This is a genomic window from Pantoea sp. E956-1 (assembly GCF_982223955.1).
In genome coordinates this window covers 133,213-150,279 of the sequence record NZ_CEUYZP010000003.1, presented here as the reverse complement: position 1 = coordinate 150,279, position 17,067 = coordinate 133,213, and the positions used below count along the sequence as shown (strand labels likewise).

Below are 17,067 nucleotides of genomic sequence, written 5' to 3'. Positions count from 1 at the left end.
GAGTCATGATGCTGAGTTTGCGTCAACGCGAACAGCGTCAGGCATGGGTGCTGCTGGCACCCATGTTGCTGGTAATGCTGTTGTTAACCGCCTGGCCTCTGCTGCGTACCATCTGGCTCAGCTTTACCGATGCTGCGCTGATTGGCAGTGGTGAAACGCCTGCCTGGATTGGGCTGGAAAACTATCTCTATGCGCTTAGCGATCCCGACTTTCGGGCGTCGATCTGGCGCACACTCTATTTCACCCTTGTGTCTGTCACCGTTGAAGGGATTATCGGTGTGCTGGTGGCGCTGCTGCTGAATCAGAGATTCATCGGGCGCAACGTTTTGCGTGTACTGGTGATTCTGCCGTGGGCGCTGCCGACCATCGTCAATGCCATGATGTGGCGGCTGAACTTCAACCCTGACTACGGCAGCATCAATGCCCTGCTCAGCCAGCTCGGCATCATTGACGGCTATCGCAGCTGGCTCGGATCGCCGGAGGCAGCGCTCAATGCAGTGATGTTCGCAGATATCTGGAAAAACTATCCGCTGGTCACCCTGCTGGTGCTGGCGGCGCTGCAGTCGATCCCCGAGGATCTGTTTGAAGCGGCGCGACTGGACGGTGCGTCAGCCTGGCGGCGTTTCCGGGCGATTACCTTTCCGGCGATTGTCGCTCCGCTCGGCGTCGCACTGGTGTTACGCACCATTGATGCCTTTAAAATCTTTGACATCATCTATGTGATGACGCGCGGCGGGCCGGTGGACAGCACCAAAACCCTGAGCTTTTTCGTTTATCAGGAGTCGTTCAGCTATCTGCGTGCGGGCAGCGGTGCCGCCTACGCGATACTGATGACCCTGATGTGCGCCCTGCTGATCACGCTCTATCTGCTGATGCTATGGCATCAGCGCCGCCGGAGTACCGCTTATGAAAACTAAACTGCGACGAGTGCTGCGGTACGGCGCTGCGCTGCTGGTCGCCCTCAGCATCCTGGCCCCGATGGGCTGGCTGTTTCTGATGAGCGTCAGTTCTGCCAGCGATCTCTCCCGTGTGCCGCTGGAGTGGCTGCCGCGTCAGTGGGATTTCAGCCGCTATCAGGGGCTGGTTTCGCTGGCACCGAATCAGCCCGGCAACGTTTTTCTGCACGCACTGGGCAACAGCTTGCTGGTGGCGACGGTGGCGACAGCGATTTCACTCTTGCTGGCAATACCTGCGGCGTTCAGCTTTTCACGCTACAGCGGTCGCGATGCCTGGCTGTCCGGCGCTCTGGCGATCTACATGGTGCCGCCCGTGGCGTTTGTGCTGCCGCTCTACTTTCTGCTGCAACAGCTGGGGCTGCTCAACACCCGTCCCGGCCTGGTGATGGTCTACTGTTCGCTGATCCTGCCGTTTCTGACCTGGATGCTGAAGAACCAGTTCGACTCGCTGCCGCGTGATATCGAACAGGCGGCACGGCTGGATGGTCTGCGCTTTTGGCAGGTTCTGCTGCGCATTACGCTGCCGCTGGCGAAACCGGTACTGGGCGCTGCCGCGCTGTTCGGCTGGCTGCTCGCCTGGGATGAGTTTTTCTACGCGCTGCTGTTCACCAGCAATATATCGGCACAGACCCTGCCGGTTGCCATTGCCGGTTTTACCGCCGGACGCGCGACCGATGACGGGCTGATCGCGGCAATCGGCATTCTGGCTTCGGTGCCGCCACTGTTTATTGCCATCTGGTTGCAGAAGACGCTGGTCAGCGGTCTCACCAGCGGCGGAAGTAAGGGATAACTATGGTCACTACCCTCACACCCACCCTCTATGTGGTGGGCAATATCAATGTTGATTTAATCATGAGTACGCTCAGTGACTGGCCACAGCGCGGGACGGAAGTGATGCTGCAGCATAGCGAGTTACGTCCCGGCGGGTCAGCGGGTAACTGCGCGCTGGCGCTGGAGGCGATGCAGGTGCCGCATCGGGCCATTGCCAATCAGGGCGACGATGGCTTCAGTCACTGGCTCGCCAGTCACTTTCCTCATAGCGCTGCACACTGGCCGCGCTATGCCTGTGAGACGTCGCTGACGGTGGGCGTGACCCATCCCGATAACGAACGATCCTTTCTCAGCAATCACGGCCATATTACCGTACTGACCGCTGAAGATGTGCTGGCCCAGTTGCCGTCGCAGGCGACGCCGGGCGACATCGTACTGCTGTGCGGCACTTTTCTCTGTCTGGAACTCTATGGTCACTACCCGGCGCTGCTGGCCGCGTTGCAACAGCGTGGCTTCTGTGTCGCCGTGGATACCGGCTGGCCGCCTGCGGGCTGGAGCGATGGGCTTCGCTTCCAGATTGGCAACTGGTTAGCGGACTGTGACTGGCTGCTGCTGAATGAGGTGGAAGCGCTGGGCTTATCGGACGCAGAACTGCTGGATCAAAGCGGTAAACAGCTAGCAGCCCGGCTGAGTGGTCGCGGCGGCTGTGTGATTAAGTGTGGCGCAGAGGGCGCGCGTCTCTGGTCTGCCGCCTCTGTGCAGTATGCTGCTGCCCAGCCGGTAACGGTAGTGGATACCATTGGTGCCGGTGACAGTTTTAATGCCGGTTTTCTTACTGCACTACTCTATCACCAGCCATCGCACACGGCGCTGCGCTGGGGCATTGAAGTGGCATCACAGGCGATAAGCAGCTCTCCGCGCCGCTATCCCAGCTGGCAACAACTCCAACTTTCCAATGAGGTGCGCTGAACATGGCCAGTGTTGAACTTGTACAGGTGGCGAAGCGCTACGGTAAACAGAGCGTGCTGCACCCGCTGGATTTAACCATCCCTGATGGCAGTTTCACTGTGCTGGTCGGCCCCTCCGGCTGCGGCAAATCAACCCTGCTGCGGCTGCTTGCCGGTCTCGATACCGTCTCTGACGGGGCGATCATGCTGGATAAAAAACAGATTAACGATCTCGATCCTGCTGACCGGGATATCGCCATGGTGTTTCAGAGCTATGCGCTCTATCCGCATCTCACCGTTGCGGAGAATCTGGCGTTTCACATGCAGGTGAAAAAAGTGAAGCGCGAGGAGCAAAAAAGCAAAATCGCCCGTATTGCCGGCATTCTCGGCATCGATCAGCTGCTGCAGCGTTATCCCCGGGCGTTGTCGGGTGGACAGCGGCAGCGCGTGGCGATGGGCCGCGCCATGGTGCGCAATCCGCAGGTGTTTCTGTTTGATGAGCCGCTCTCAAACCTTGATGCGCAGTTACGCATGGAGCTGCGGGCCGAGATTAAGTCGCTGCATCAGCGTTTCAAAACCACCATGGTCTATGTTACCCACGATCAGGTTGAGGCGATGACGCTGGCGGATCAGATTGTGGTGATGAAAGATGGAGTCATTGTGCAACAGGGTGCGCCGCTGGCGATTTACGACCGCCCGGTAAACACATTCGTGGCGCGGTTTATCGGTTCACCACCAATGAATCTGCTGGATGCCCGTTTCCAGACACACGATGGTCTGCCTGGCGTCTGCTGTGGCGAGCAGTGGCTGCCGTTGCCGCGACGCTGGCACAGTGCGGCACAGCAGCAGGCCGATCAGCCGGTCACGCTTGGCGTACGACCCCACGATCTGATTTTTGATGCCAGCGGGCAACCGGCGGCGGTCAACATTGTTGAGATCACCGGCGAATCGACCCTGCTACATCTGAACTGGCAGGGTTTCCCGCTGCATATGCAACTGACTGGCCGCAGCGATGCCGTGCCTGGCGGCACGCTGCCGGTGACCGTTAACCCGGATAAAATGCACTTGTTTGATGCCAGCAGCGGTGTGCGGCTGACGGAACAGTGATAAATCTGACGTCAGCACTGAATGCAGGCGGCAAAACCGCTTTAAGCGATGGGAGCAAACGCCTGTAGCAAAGCTATCGCGGGCCAGGAATGGCCCGCGTTGAGCCGCCACGGATGGCGCTTTTGCGTCTTTGCGTAAGGCGTATGCTCCCTGAGCCGCCTCCTTATGCCAGATGAAACTGCTCCACCGTCTGTGACAGCTGCTGCGCCTGATCCTCCAGCGAACTGGCGGCTGCCGACATCTGCTGCACCAGCGCGGCGTTCTGCTGGGTGACGCCATCCATTTCATTGACGGCAATCGTTACCTGGCTGATGCCACGCGCCTGTTCGCTTGATGCTGTGACAATCTCACCGATTATTCCCTGCACCGAATTCACCGCCTGCATCATCTCCTGCATGGTTTTACCGGCATCGTTCACCAGGCGGACGCCGCTCTCGACCCGCACGCTCGACTCTTCAATCAGTGCGCCGATCTCTTTTACCGCGTTCGCGCTGCGCTGGGCCAGATTACGCACTTCAGAGGCCACCACCGCAAAACCGCGTCCCTGCTCACCGGCACGCGCGGCTTCCACCGCCGCGTTCAGCGCCAGAATATTAGTCTGGAAGGCAATGCTGTTGATCATGGTTGTAATGTCGCCGATCTTTTTCGAACTGTCATCGATCTGCGCCATGGTCTGCACCACCTCACCCACCAGCGAGGCACCACGACTGGCGATGTGAGTGGCGTTTTCAGTCAGGCTGGTCGCCTGCTGCGCGTTATCGGCATTCAGCCGAATCGTGGCGCTGATCTGCTCCATGCTGGCTGCAGTCTGCTCCAGCGCGGCAGCCTGCTCTTCAGTACGTGACGCCAGATTGAGGTTGCCGCTGGCGATTTCTCCCGCACCCTGACGTACTGATTCACTGGAATCTTTAATTTGCCCGACAATCTGCCGGAGCTGGCTTTGCATGGTGTGAAGCGCAAAGAACAGGCTGCTGCTGTCGCCGCTTTTCACCGCGATCCGGTTATCCAGCTTGCCATCGGCAACGGCCAGCGCAATATGCGCCGCTTCAACCGGCTCGCCACCAATCGGACGCAACACTTTACGGCTGAACAGCATGCCCAGCACCGCGCCGACCAGCAGAACGCTCACGACCATCAGGATCACCGCCCACATCAGTTGCCGGTTTGAGGCGGCCATCACCTGACTGACCGGTGCCACCACGCCCAGATACCAGGGTTTGTCGCTATTACCAATCATCACCGGCTGCCAGGTTATTAATGCGTCTTCACCCAGCACGGCATCAAATTGCTGGACGACTTTCGACGTAAAACCCTCTTTTTCGCCTTTCCAGGGCTTCCCGGCTGCATCTTTCACCGGCGAAGAGACCACATTGCCACCGTTAGAAAGCAACAGCGCATAGCCGCTGCCCTGCCAGGGTTTGATCTGATTCACTTTCTGTTGCAGTGATGCCAGTGAAATGTCAGAGGTAACGATCGCCTTTAAAGTGCCCTGATCGATAATCGCGGCGGCGACGGAGGTGAGTAACGTCGGCACGCCGTTATAGGCATAACTGTACGGTTCGGTAAGCGTATCTTTTTGTGTTTTTTGCGGGATCAGATAGTAATCGCCCTGACCCGGAGTCAGAAAGGAGAGCAGCGGATGCATCGCGTATTTTCCTGACGCGTCACGATCCACAAAAAAGGCATAACGACCTTGTGGGGCCTGGCCTGGCTGTGTGGCGAACTCCGCATCGCGGCCATCAAACGCATTCTGTTCAAATATGACTGATATCGACAGATAGTCTGGATTAGCACGCAGCGCATATTCCATCACCTTATCAGCCGCTTTGCGATCGGTAATACCGGCGCGAGGTAACGCGATCAGACTTTGACCGAGAAGACTGGCAACGTCGCGTGCATGGCTCAATTCCTGCTGCACCTGTAAGGCACGGCTCTGCGCAATCTGCTGCAGATATTGTTCTGCCAGCGCTTTCTGCTCTTTACCTGACTGCCAGCTGAGGACGCCAATAGTCACAGTAAATCCCAGTATTATCGTCAACCCCCCATGATTAGCATCTGCGCACGGGTACTCATTCTTTTTTTATGTGTTAACTGACTGACCATAGTGATTCCCCTGAAATTTACCCGGCTCAATACCTCCTTGTGATTACGGTGCTCCTGAGATCATCTATCGGCGGCGTTTTTTTGAACTTTAATGGGCGTGATCCCGCCGTGACGGGGGTCTCAGAGTGCGTCATAGAGGGAAGTTGATCGCAAAGGGAAAATAGCGCTGCGAATGAACGGCCTTTTTTTGATCTGCAACAATATTGCCGGCCGCTATTACTGTCAGTTTATGTCAACAGTTGCTGTAGCCCCCTTATCGCAGTGGAGATAGAACAATGATCGGTAAATCAGGATTAGCTGTTGGGATGGTTGTCTGGCTGGCGTATGTCGCCTGGATCGTTCACTACTATTCAGACACCTTTATGCAGTTCTCCCGCTAAGCAAACAGGACCTTCGGGTCCTTTTTTTTGCCCTCATTTCCGCCAGGTTGGCCTGTGAGCCAAATATTCGCTATTATCGACTCATTCCGTGAGCCGAATAACCCTTTTATTCGGCTCACCCACCCTTAGCGTGAGACGATTATGCGTGTTACCTGGATCTGGCAACAGCCGGACTGGCCCCATTTTCAGTGGCAGGACGCCGTGCTGTTACCGCGCCTGCGTCATCTGCAGCAGCAGCGCGGATTGCTGCTGGGCCGTGCCAGCCTGCATTCAGACAGTGAAACCCAGACGCTGGATACCCTGCTGAGTAATATTTTCTCCTCATCCGCGATTGAAGAGGAACGGGTCAACGTGCAATCGGTCCGCTCATCGCTGGCGCGTCGGTTAGGCGTGACGGAAGAGCAACCCTATCCGGTCTCTGATCGTTCAGAAGGCCTGGCCGCCATGATGCTCGATGCCATCAATAACCGCAGCCAGCCGCTGACGCTGGAACGTCTTTATCAGTGGCACCAGTGGCTCTTCCCGGCCGATGAATGGACGGTGCAGCGCCTGAGCGTCGGCACGCTGCGCGGCAGTGAGCCGATGCAGGTCATCTCAGGTCGCATCGATCGTCCCACGGTGCATTTTGAAGCGCCGCCGAGACAGGGACTGGAACCGCAACTGGACCAGTTTATTGAGTGGTTCAACAGCAGTCAGCATGATGTGATGCTGGACCCCTTACTGCGCGCCGCCATCTGCCATCTCTGGTTTGTTACCCTGCACCCTTTTGATGATGGTAATGGTCGTATCACGCGTGCGTTAACCGATCTGGCGCTGGCGCAGGCCGACAGTCAGAGCATCCGGCTGTATGCCATGTCACCCGCTATTCTGACGCAGCGTGCCGGTTATTACCGCATCCTTGAGCAGACGCAGAAAGGCGGCCTGGATATCACTCACTGGCTGGTGTGGTTTCTTGATATTCTGGATGAGAGTCTGCAACAGGCGATGAATGTCATCGATCGCACTCAGTTGAAAGCGCGTTTCTGGCTGCGGCATCAGGGGATGGGATTGAGTCCGGAACAGGTGAAAGTGCTGAACCGGTTACTGGATGGCGGCGAGCAGGGTTTCGAACTGGGGATCAGCGCCAGCCAGTATCAGAAGGTCGCCAAAGTGAGTAAAGCAACCGCGACCCGTCATCTGGCCGATCTGCTTGAAAAAGGCTGCCTTTACCGGCTCGAAGGCGGAGGCAGGAGCACCCGCTATCAGGTTAACACCCGCGAGATGCCGTGAGCCGGGCTGTGTTGATGGCTGACCGGGAGTACATCACTGTCGCCGCGATGTTCTCCCGGGCGCGGAAATTACCCTTTAAGTGAAGCCCCGTTGGTCGCAATGACCTCTTTATACCAGTAAAAGCTTTTCTTACGGCTGCGGGCCAGCGAACCTTCCCCACTGTCATCGCGGTCAACATAAATAAAACCATAGCGCTTAGACAATTCGGCGTTTGATGCGCTGACAAGATCGATAGGCCCCCAGCTGGTATAACCCATGACTTCCACGCCATCGTCAATGGCCTCACGCACCTGAACCAGATGATCGTTAAGGTAGCTGATGCGATAATCATCCTGCACGACGCCAGTTGCATCCGGTATGTCTTTGGCGCCCAGTCCATTCTCAACAATAAACAGTGGCTTCTGATAACGATCCCACAGCAGATTCAGCAAGGTCCGCAGGCCCACCGGGTCAATCTGCCAGCCCCATTCAGAACTCTGCAGATGAGGATTGGGCACCATGCTCAGAATGTTACCCCGCATCTGCTGATTCAGCGCCTCATCGGCGGTCACGCAGCCGGACATGTAATAGCTGAACGAGATAAAATCGACGGTCGACTGGAGTATCTGGCGATCGGCATCCGTGATATCCAGCTGAATATTATTCTCACGAAAGAACCGCAACATATAGCCCGGATAAATACCACGGCACTGAACATCGCCAAAAAATTGCCATTTCCGGTTCTCCTGTAGCGCTTCCAGCACATCATCAGGCTTACAGCTCAGTGGATAGACCAGACCACCCAGCAACATATTGCCGATGCGGGCGTCCGGGTTAATCTCGCGGCAGGCTTTCACCGCCAGCGCACTGGCGACCAGTTGATGATGAATCGCCTGATACACCTCACCTTTGCTGCTGGTTTCCGGCAGACCCACGCCGGTCATCGGCGCGTGCAGTGACATGTTAATTTCGTTAAAGGTCAGCCAGAGTCTGACTTTCTTCCTGTAGCGGGCAAACACCGTGCGGGCATAATGCTCAAAGAAGCCGATCACCTGGCGGTTACCCCAGCCACCATATTGCTTCACCAGGTTCCAGGGCATCTCATAATGTGACAACGTAACAAGTGGGGTGATGTGATGTGCGGCAAGCTCATCGAATAAGCGGTCATAAAAGGCCAGACCAGCCTCGTTGGGTTGTTGCTCGTCACCGTTCGGGAATATGCGCGTCCAGGCGATTGAAACCCGCAGACAGCTGAACCCCATCTCTGCAAACAGCCTGATATCGTCCGGGTAGCGGTGGTAAAAGTCGATTGCGATATCTTTGAGGCTTTGGCTGCCCTCAACGCGCTCCGATACCGGGCCAAAGATTCCCTGTGGCTGGACGTCAGAGGTTGAGAGGCCTTTGCCCTCTTCACGCCATGCGCCTTCAACCTGATTAGCGGCAACAGCACCGCCCCATAAAAATGAATCCGGGAAAGTTTTCATCCTGTTCTCCTTTTATTGACGAGAGACGCTGAGTAAAGGTGTTCCTGCAGTAACAGCGTTTCCTGCTACTTTCATCACCTCAGAATACTCATCGCTGTTAGTGATAATGATCGGGGTTGTCAGGTCATAGCCGGCATCAAGAATGGCCTGACGATCAAACTCCAGCAGCAGATCGCCGGCACTGAACGTGTCGCCCACTTTTACATGTGCCGTGAAAGGTTTACCGTCGAGCCTGACGGTATCGATACCCACATGGATCAATAACTCAATCCCGCTGTGACTCAGCAGCCCTATGGCATGTCGGGTCTGAAATAGCGAGGCAACCTCACCCGCGAAGGGCGCAATGAGTTTGTTGTCGGAAGGAATGATGGCCGCGCCCTGTCCCAGCAGGCCGCTGGCGAAGGTCGGATCGGGAATCTGATCAAGCGCCAGTACGGTGCCTGTCATCGGTGACAGAATGTCATCTTCGCCAGGAGTCACCGGGCTCGCTGCGTCTGGCATCGTGTTTCGGGGCATGCCCGCCACCAGCGTCATGCCACAACCCAGTATCAGCGCGAGTAGCGTTCCGGCAATACCGCCCCATAATGTGGAATCAACACCGCCAGAGGGGATCATCTGGGCGATGGTAAAAATGTTGGCAAAACCAAATGAATAAACGTGAGTGCTACTGAAGCCAACAATAGCACCGCCGATAGCGCCCGCCATACAGCCAAAGATAAAGGGACGGCGCAGCGGCAGATTAACGCCATACACGGCCGGTTCAGTGATACCAAAAATCCCTGCTGTCACGGATGAACCCGCCAGCATCTTCTGCCGCGCATCCCGACTGCGCAGAAACACCCCCAGCGCCGCGCCAACCTGGCCCATGACAGCAGGCAACAGCATGGGCAGCATTGAGTCATGCCCCAGTACGGCAAGATTGTTGATCATCAGTGGCACCAGTCCCCAGTGCAAACCAAAAATCACACAGACCTGCCACAACGCGCCCAGGGCGGCGCCAGCCAGCCAGGGTGCCAGCGCATAAATCCACTGGTAACCGTTCGCCAGTATCTGACTTAAGCCCGTGGCCAATGGGCCGATCACCAGAAAGGTCAGCGGCACAGTGACGCTCAGGCAGATCAGTGGCGCAAAAAAGTTTTTCATGGAGGCCGGAAGTCGCCGGCTGCTCTGCTTTTCCAGCCAGCAACTCACCCAGGCAGCGAGAATGATGGGGATAACGGACGCACTGTAATTAAACCAGGTCACAGGAATGCCGAGAAACGCGTCCGCCATGGCAACGGATTGCTGGCTGGCATTAAAAGCTGCAATCATCGTCGGGTGGGTCAGCGCCCCGCCAATGACCATGGTAATAAAGGGATTACCGCCAAATTTTTTGCCCGCGGTGTAGCCCAGCACCAATGGAAAGAAGAAAAACAGGGCATCACTTGCCGCAAACCAGATTTTATACGTTCCACTTTCAACAGAAAGCCAGCCGCAGACCACGGCCAGCGCCAGTAAACCCTTAAGAATACCGGAGGCGGCAAGAACGCCAATAAACGGGGTGAAAATGCCAGACACAATGTCGATCAGGCGACTCAAAAGATTACCCGCGACCGCATCCTCTTCTTTCGCTGAAGAGAGTTCGTCAGCCAGACCCGCTTCAGTACGGACCGCCTGCCAGACATCGTGGACGTGGTTGCCAATCACTACCTGAAACTGCCCGCCGCTTTCAACGACCATAATGATACCCGGATTTTTCTTCAGTCCTTCAGCGTCGGCTTTATGGTTGTCTTTCAGTTTGAAGCGCAACCGGGTGGCACAATGAACCAGACTTACGATGTTCTCCCGGCCACCGATATGGCTGAGGATATCCTGCGCCAGCGTGTGATATTCCATCTCGATTTCCTTACAACCGATGCCTGAGGACATCAGTTAACTGAGCCAAAAATGAAAAAACCTGAGAACGTCCTCCTTTCAGAGGCCGCGCTCAGGTTTTGCCTGCGTTAAGCAGTAACAATCCAGTTTATGGAGCTTATTGCCCCTCTTTTCTCACCCGTTCGATGTGAATGGCGAGAAACATGATCTCTTCCGCGGTCAGCTCACGCTGATAGCTTTGTTGCAGATGCTGCGCGATTTTCACCGCACATTTCCAGGCTTTGGGATAGTTATCTTTTACAGCTGCATGCAGCGACACATCGTCATCGTCTACCACGGTACGCGTCAGCATCCGCTGCGCAAAAAACTTCAGATGGGTAACAAAGCGCTGGTAACTCAGTGACGATTCGTTATATTCCAGCTGCAATTGATACTTCACCAGTTGCAGAATCTCCTGCATCACCCGGGTGACATGCATCACTTCCGGCATTTCATTATTGAGTTGCGCCGTCACCAGATGCAGCGCGATAAATCCGGCCTCATCCTCTGCCAGTTCGACATTCAGACGACGGGAAATGATAGCCCTGGCCTCCTGACCCAGTTCGAACTCTTTGGGATAGAGGCGTTTGATATCCCACAGCAACACATTTTTAATCGCCAGACCTTTATTCTGCCGTTCAATGGCAAAGTAGCAGTGGTCGGTCAACGTGATATACAGGCTCTCCTGCAATTTCCCCAGGCGTTGTGTTGCAAGATCAATAATGCGGTCGCAGGTGGTCATCACTTCAGGCGGAATTTGGTGTAACAACTCCTCCAGCCGACGTACCAGCAGATCACTTTGCAGCGCGAACACCTTCTCAATGTGCGCCGCGTTGAGACTGTCACCGATGCGCTTCTGGAAGGCCAGTCCACGCCCCATCACGACCTGCTCGCGTCCCTGCTCATCCTGAACCATCACCACGTTGTTATTAAGAATTTTGGCGATTTTCATCGGAACCCCAGAAACAAAAAAACCTGACATCCGGCAGAGGCCAGAAATCAGGTTTTGCCTGCCTAAGCAGTAACAATCCAGTTCGGGCACTCTATCAGTTTTCGTCGTGACCTCAATCTGTCAGGGCAAAAAGCGTGACAGCGATCGAAATCCTCTTATTAACTTAAAAAGTGACCACCGTGTTGAGGTCAGTCACCCAGGCATCCTGCGTGTGGGTGATACCCGCTGGACGAAGCCAGTACGGAAGCCCGGGTTGCAGTTCCGGTCAGGAAAAGGGGATTGACGCCCAGTGGAATGAAAACTCACGGTTTGGGAGGAAGATGGTCATGCGAGGAAGGTCGTCTGAAAAATCGACTAATGGACTGCAGTATCTGCTCAATGCCATTTAGCAATTGAAAACATACCGCTTAAACGCTTTTGTCACTGTACACAATGTATTGATTTATCGAACGAAAAATTCTTAACGTGTGAAATAGTTCAACTGAGCGTCAGGCTCCGTTATGCAGGGTAAAAGAATGGAAGGAAGGCTATCAGTAAAGATAGTTAGCAGGAGAACAGCTTGAACCGTTATTCAGAAACAGCAACGCCGGAAGGTTCGCTTCCGGCGTTGGGGCAATTACGCGGCTTTAACGGCGCGTACTTTCTTTGCAGCAGGCTCTTCTGACTGCTCAGCGGTGCCATCGTCTGATACCGCTTCTGGCTGAGAGACGGCTGCTGCCGTTTCCGGCAGCTTGCTGGTGCGCAGAATATGCTGAACCGCATCTTTCTGCTCGGCAATCAGCAGGCCCAGCGTTTCCGCCTGAGATTCTTCCATTGCAGGTTGATGCTGTAACAGCCAGTCGGTGAAGGCTTCGGCCATATCGAGCATTTTGTCGTAGGCATCGGCCTCTTTCTTATTGGCAAACGTCATCTTCTCTTCACCCTTTCTGACTACTACAAATTTTGTTTCAACAGCCATCTTTTCGCCCTCAGGTACTGTGTATACATACAGTATATCATGCCGGTCATGCTTTGCCAGCAGAGAATAGAGTTTATCGGTTGTGCACGGGCTAACCTTATCCTGGCACAGACTTTTTTCATTTTTCCTGACGCATTCTCTGCCGCGAGGTCGGGCGACTACACCAGAAGCTCTTCAAGAAACATCGCCAGCGCCTTGCGCGGATCGTCCTCTTCCGAGACGATCACCTCGATCCCCCACTGCCCCAGCACCTCTTTGGCTACCGGATTATTGCGGTTGGTGAACAGGTACGATTTTGGCCGTGCGGTTGCCAGCCCGGTGCGGCCCCACATCTTGGTCAGACGGTAAAACAGCAGGCGAATATTGAAATCACTGATGCTGTAGCCAACAAAGAGTACTGAGTTGCCCATCACATCGTGAGTCAGTTTGATGTCGAGGGGCGAATCAAAATAGAGGCGTTCAAAATAGCTGCTCTCATCGAGCACGATTGAGGTGTCATCATCGAAATCACCGTGCAGTTTGATGATGTGACGCTTGTCTTCGGTAAGCGAGACCAGGTCCGCGGCGTTGGCCACTTTATAGTAGGGTACGCCGTGCGCTTCATGCGCCGCTTCCAGCCAGCGATCGTAATTGGTGGTGTAGATACGCGAGAAGTTTCCCTGGGTAATCATGGTATGAATTTCAGAAGAGCGGACATCAATATCGGGGCGATGCCATTCGCGATCCATCCAGCTGCGCAGCGGGCCAAGCGAGCCTTTTTTCTGTTTGTAATACTCCGCCAGCGACAGGTGCGTGCCATAGGTATTGAAGATCTTTGGATCGTAACCCAGCTCATTAGCAAGATGCGCAATCAGTTCATGCCACTCGGGCAGGCCAAAATTGCGCGAAATACCGGCACCGGCAAACAGAATCAGTTTGCCGGAATCATAGGCGCGTTTGAGTTCAGGTTTCATGCCATGCCCCGCGAGGTTTTTAAAAAGGTGGCGAAGCGATCCAGCGCGATGCGCCGCATCGAGATCTCATTCTTGAGTTCGCCCATCTCTGCAAACGTCTGCTCATAGCCTTCGGGAATAAAGACGCAGTCCCACTGAAAGCCGCGCGTTCCGGCAGGTTTCGCGGCGATGGTGCCGCGCAGTTCACCCGAAAACTGGTACATTTTGCGGCCATCGCAGTAGCCAAGCACCGTTTTGGCCGTCACGGCCTGGCTGTCGAGCCCCTGCACCAGCGCGGTAAAGCGCTCAGCGTCCAGGCGGTTCCAGAAGATGCGGGTCAGACCGGCGGGCAGACCATTGAGGCCATCCAGATAGAGGCCGGTGTGTTCCACAAACAGCGGTCGCCCAATCAGCGAAAAGGCTTTGGTCAGTTTGTCGCGTACCAGGTCGAGTTCGTTTTCAGTCTGAATTTCTTCGATGCGACGGGCGATGGGCAGAACTTCGACCCCGACAGGTTCGAGTATTTTGCGCACCTCCGCCAGCTTTTGCTCATTGGCAGAAAGGAATCTGATTTTCATGGGGCTTCCAGGTCAATTACTCCGCCACGCAGTGAGGATTTTACGAAAACAGGCGGGCAGGATAAATCACTAACGCTGGAGAGTGTAGTTCAATTCTGTGCTCATCAGGTTGAAGTGCGCAGAACCGGCCGCAGCAGACGAGCCGGTTCTGCAGACTCAGTAAACAATGCCGGGTGGATTCACCGTGGACTGAGTAATGGCTTCATCCTGTTCGCCCCAGCGTGCCAGCACCTGCTGATACTGCCCGCCTGCGATGGTGCCATCCAGCGCAGCCTGCAGCGCGGGTGCCAGGCCATTGCCCTTTTTGGTAGTCACGGCGACCCAGGCACGAAATGGCCCGCTGCCAACAGCTTTGTCTGTCCGCGTGACGCCACTTTCCAGGCCGCCATCGAGTGAGGGCCAAACATCGCATCTGCCCGTCCAGATAGCAGCGTCAGCGTCGCGGAGGCATCATCGGTAAGGTAAACCGGCGTTACCGCAGGCAGACCTTTCGCCCGGTTCTGCTCATCCCAGCTCAGTAAAATACGCTCCTGATTGGTGCCAGAGGCGACGATAATCCGCTTACCGGCAATATCCGCCGGACGATTAATTTTGCTGATATTGCTGTCGCTTTTCACCGCAAAAGCGTGGTTGTCGGCGCGATACGTCGCAAAATCGAACTTCTTCTTACGCTCTTCGGTCACGGCAATATTGAACATCGCAACATCATAGCGCCCGGCGCTGATGCCCAGTGGCCAGTCCTCCCAGGAAGCCGGAACCAGCCTGAGTTTCAGGCCCAGGCTATCAGCAAGGAGTCTGGCGATATCGGGATCGCTGCCGATCCGCGTGACGTTGTCAGACGCCAGCAGCGACAGCGGCGGCGAGTTGGTCGCCGAGGTGGCGACCGTCAGGGTGCCCGGTTCGATAAAGCGGTAATTGGCCGGAATCTTGCTGATTGCCTGCGGATTGGCCGGTGCATGAATCGGCGTCTCGTTGTGCAGGACATCGAGCTTCTCAGCCGCAGAACAGGCCAGCGCCGGAAGCAGCGTCAGAACCGTTAACGTTAATGCCCTCATAACACGCGCGCCAGAAAGCGGCGGGTGCGTTCATGACGCGGATTACTGAGCACCTGAGTGGTGCTGCCCTGCTCCACAATCCGGCCATCCACCATAAAGACCACGTTGTCCGCCACTTCACGGGCAAAGCCGATCTCGTGTGTCACAATCACCAGCGTGGTGCCGGAACGCGCCAGCTTTTTAATCACATCCAGCACTTCGCCCACCAGCTCGGGATCCAGCGCCGAGGTCGGCTCATCGAATAGCATCACCCGTGGATTGAGCATCAGCGCGCGCGCAATCGCGATGCGCTGCTGCTGACCGCCCGACAGGTGACGCGGCCACGCATCGGCTTTATGCCGCAGGCCCACAATATCCAGCAGTTCACCCGCACGCTGTATCGCTTCCGGTTTCGTTAACTGACGATGGGCAATCGGCGCTTCAATCAGGTTATCCAGCACGCTGAGGTGTGGGAACAGATTGAAATTCTGGAACACGTAGCCGACGTTGATGCGCTGTCGCAGGATCGCCTTCTCTTTCAGTTCATACAGCTTGTTGCCGCGCTGCTGATAGCCGATGTAGTTGCCATCAATCTGAATAAATCCTTCGTCGACCCGCTCCAGATGATTGATGGTGCGCAGCAGCGTGGATTTACCGGAGCCGGACGGCCCGAGGATGACCGTAACTGATCCAGGGGCCAGCGATAGCGAGACATCATCCAGCGCTTTATGTTTACCAAATCGTTTACTGACGCCGGTAATGCTGATGGCACCGGTCGTGTGTGAGGTGCGGTAATCAATGGCTTCGGACATGGCTGATCTCCTCGGTCGGATGAAGTGGCGTGACGCGGCTGCGCCATTGTCGCCAGCGCGACGGTTGCGGTTCACGGGTAACACTGCGGGCCATCCAGCGTTCGGCGTTGTACTGAATCACGGACAACACGGTGGTGATAATCAGATACCAGGCGGCACCGACCATCAGCAGCGGGATCACTTCCTGATTGCGGTTGTAGATCATCTGGATGGTGTAGAACAGCTCCGGCATCGCCAGCACATAAACCACGGACGTGCCTTTTGCCAGGCTGATGATCTCGTTGAACGCAGTGGGAATAATGGCGCGCAGCGCCTGCGGCAGAATGATGCGGAAAGTGCGGCGTGTGGCGGAGAGACCCAGCGCGGACGCGGCTTCCACCTGACCGTGATCGACGCCGAGGATCCCGCCACGGATGATTTCCGCGCTGTAGGCCGCCTGCACCAGCGTCAGACCGATAACGGCCGCCTGAAACTGCCCCAGCACGTTAATCGTCTGATACGCCCCCCAGGAGAGGCCGGTAAACGGAATACCGACGGACAGAGTGTCGTAGAGATAGGAGAAGTTATAAAGAATGATCAGCACCACAATCAGCGGCAGTGACCTGAACAGCCAGATATAACCCCATGCCAGCGTGCTCAGCAGCCACGATGAGGAGAGACGTGCCAGCGCCAGCAGACCGCCCAGAAACAGACTAAATACCGTACCCAGCAGCGTCAGCAGCAGCGTCTGACCCAGACCGTGCAGGATCACCGGATCAAAAAACCAGCGGGCAAACACGCTCCATTCCCAGCGCGGATTAAATGCCACTGACTGCACCACGCCTGCCAGAATAAACAGCGCCACGATAGCCCCGGCGGTGCGTGCCGGATAACGCGCCGGCACCACCTGTAACTGTTGATGTTTGCTCATCG

Annotated in this window: 13 protein-coding genes and 2 pseudogenes; 5 read left to right on the top strand and 10 right to left on the bottom strand. The window is 55.8% G+C overall.

Translation table 11 applies throughout. The features are described from left to right. Positions 1–8: 8 nt before the first annotated feature. From AC0T7J_RS11300 to AC0T7J_RS11285, 4 genes are read left to right on the top strand one after another with little or no spacing between them, the layout of a single operon-like run. The gene (locus tag AC0T7J_RS11300) at positions 9–917 is read left to right on the top strand and encodes a carbohydrate ABC transporter permease (protein WP_473794587.1); all 909 of its coding nucleotides are present in this window, start codon (positions 9–11) and stop codon (positions 915–917) included. After that, the gene (locus AC0T7J_RS11295; protein ID WP_473794203.1) at positions 907–1,746 is read left to right on the top strand and encodes a carbohydrate ABC transporter permease; all 840 of its coding nucleotides are present in this window, start codon (positions 907–909) and stop codon (positions 1,744–1,746) included. Before AC0T7J_RS11300 ends, AC0T7J_RS11295 begins: the two co-directional genes overlap by 11 nt. A gap of 2 nt (positions 1,747–1,748) precedes the next feature. Continuing rightward, a complete protein-coding gene (locus AC0T7J_RS11290) occupies positions 1,749–2,696 on the top strand; it encodes a carbohydrate kinase family protein (protein WP_473794201.1) in 948 nt (315 codons plus the stop codon). 2 nt (positions 2,697–2,698) lie between these two features. Then, positions 2,699–3,781 carry an ABC transporter ATP-binding protein gene (locus tag AC0T7J_RS11285; RefSeq protein ID WP_473794199.1) on the top strand — a complete coding sequence of 361 codons (1,083 nt, stop codon included), beginning with the start codon at positions 2,699–2,701 and terminating at the stop codon, positions 3,779–3,781. Between the two features lie 163 nt (positions 3,782–3,944). On the opposite strand, the pseudogene AC0T7J_RS11280 reads toward AC0T7J_RS11285, so the two are convergent. Beyond that, positions 3,945–5,884, bottom strand: a pseudogene (locus tag AC0T7J_RS11280) (methyl-accepting chemotaxis protein). Between the two features lie 521 nt (positions 5,885–6,405). On the opposite strand from AC0T7J_RS11280, the gene AC0T7J_RS11275 reads away from it, so the two are divergent. After that, positions 6,406–7,533, top strand: a complete 1,128-nt coding sequence (locus tag AC0T7J_RS11275) for a Fic family protein (RefSeq protein ID WP_473794197.1) — start codon at positions 6,406–6,408, stop codon at positions 7,531–7,533. 68 nt (positions 7,534–7,601) lie between these two features. On the opposite strand, the gene AC0T7J_RS11270 is transcribed toward AC0T7J_RS11275, so the two are convergent. From AC0T7J_RS11270 to AC0T7J_RS11230, 9 genes and pseudogenes are all read right to left on the bottom strand, one after another. Continuing rightward, positions 7,602–8,996, bottom strand: a complete 1,395-nt coding sequence (locus AC0T7J_RS11270; protein WP_473794195.1) for a glycoside hydrolase family 1 protein — start codon at positions 8,994–8,996, stop codon at positions 7,602–7,604. A gap of 12 nt (positions 8,997–9,008) precedes the next feature. Then, positions 9,009–10,871, bottom strand: a complete 1,863-nt coding sequence (gene bglF, locus AC0T7J_RS11265; protein WP_473794193.1) for a PTS beta-glucoside transporter subunit IIABC — start codon at positions 10,869–10,871, stop codon at positions 9,009–9,011. Between the two features lie 136 nt (positions 10,872–11,007). Then, positions 11,008–11,841 (bottom strand): BglG family transcription antiterminator LicT, encoded by an 834-nt coding sequence (licT, locus tag AC0T7J_RS11260; RefSeq protein WP_473794192.1) that lies wholly within the window; start codon positions 11,839–11,841, stop codon positions 11,008–11,010. A 616-nt stretch (positions 11,842–12,457) separates the two neighbouring features. Continuing rightward, a complete protein-coding gene (locus tag AC0T7J_RS11255) occupies positions 12,458–12,799 on the bottom strand; it encodes a YebG family protein (protein WP_473794189.1) in 342 nt (113 codons plus the stop codon). 158 nt (positions 12,800–12,957) lie between these two features. Then, positions 12,958–13,752 (bottom strand): SIR2 family protein, encoded by a 795-nt coding sequence (locus tag AC0T7J_RS11250; RefSeq protein WP_010247078.1) that lies wholly within the window; start codon positions 13,750–13,752, stop codon positions 12,958–12,960. Further along, a complete protein-coding gene (locus AC0T7J_RS11245; RefSeq protein ID WP_010247077.1) occupies positions 13,749–14,309 on the bottom strand; it encodes a non-canonical purine NTP pyrophosphatase in 561 nt (186 codons plus the stop codon). The genes AC0T7J_RS11250 and AC0T7J_RS11245 overlap by 4 nt, the downstream gene beginning before the upstream one ends. Positions 14,310–14,465: 156 nt before the next feature. Beyond that, positions 14,466–15,364, bottom strand: a pseudogene (locus AC0T7J_RS11240) (ABC transporter substrate-binding protein). Further along, positions 15,361–16,155, bottom strand: a complete 795-nt coding sequence (locus tag AC0T7J_RS11235) for an amino acid ABC transporter ATP-binding protein (protein ID WP_473794186.1) — start codon at positions 16,153–16,155, stop codon at positions 15,361–15,363. The pseudogene AC0T7J_RS11240 and the gene AC0T7J_RS11235 overlap by 4 nt, the downstream one beginning before the upstream one ends. Then, the gene (locus AC0T7J_RS11230; protein WP_473794184.1) at positions 16,139–17,065 is read right to left on the bottom strand and encodes an amino acid ABC transporter permease; all 927 of its coding nucleotides are present in this window, start codon (positions 17,063–17,065) and stop codon (positions 16,139–16,141) included. Before AC0T7J_RS11230 ends, AC0T7J_RS11235 begins: the two co-directional genes overlap by 17 nt. Between the last annotated feature and the right edge of the window lie 2 nt (positions 17,066–17,067).

Coding starts and splice junctions, on each gene's coding strand:
- AC0T7J_RS11300 (WP_473794587.1), top strand. CDS start 9: ATGCTGAGTTTGCGTCAACGCGAACAGCGTCAGGCATGGGTGCTGCTG.
- AC0T7J_RS11295 (WP_473794203.1), top strand. CDS start 907: ATGAAAACTAAACTGCGACGAGTGCTGCGGTACGGCGCTGCGCTGCTG.
- AC0T7J_RS11290 (WP_473794201.1), top strand. CDS start 1,749: ATGGTCACTACCCTCACACCCACCCTCTATGTGGTGGGCAATATCAAT.
- AC0T7J_RS11285 (WP_473794199.1), top strand. CDS start 2,699: ATGGCCAGTGTTGAACTTGTACAGGTGGCGAAGCGCTACGGTAAACAG.
- AC0T7J_RS11275 (WP_473794197.1), top strand. CDS start 6,406: ATGCGTGTTACCTGGATCTGGCAACAGCCGGACTGGCCCCATTTTCAG.
- AC0T7J_RS11270 (WP_473794195.1), bottom strand. CDS start 8,996: ATGAAAACTTTCCCGGATTCATTTTTATGGGGCGGTGCTGTTGCCGCT.
- bglF (WP_473794193.1), bottom strand. CDS start 10,871: ATGGAATATCACACGCTGGCGCAGGATATCCTCAGCCATATCGGTGGC.
- licT (WP_473794192.1), bottom strand. CDS start 11,841: ATGAAAATCGCCAAAATTCTTAATAACAACGTGGTGATGGTTCAGGAT.
- AC0T7J_RS11255 (WP_473794189.1), bottom strand. CDS start 12,799: ATGGCTGTTGAAACAAAATTTGTAGTAGTCAGAAAGGGTGAAGAGAAG.
- AC0T7J_RS11250 (WP_010247078.1), bottom strand. CDS start 13,752: ATGAAACCTGAACTCAAACGCGCCTATGATTCCGGCAAACTGATTCTG.
- AC0T7J_RS11245 (WP_010247077.1), bottom strand. CDS start 14,309: ATGAAAATCAGATTCCTTTCTGCCAATGAGCAAAAGCTGGCGGAGGTG.
- AC0T7J_RS11235 (WP_473794186.1), bottom strand. CDS start 16,155: ATGTCCGAAGCCATTGATTACCGCACCTCACACACGACCGGTGCCATC.
- AC0T7J_RS11230 (WP_473794184.1), bottom strand. CDS start 17,065: ATGAGCAAACATCAACAGTTACAGGTGGTGCCGGCGCGTTATCCGGCA.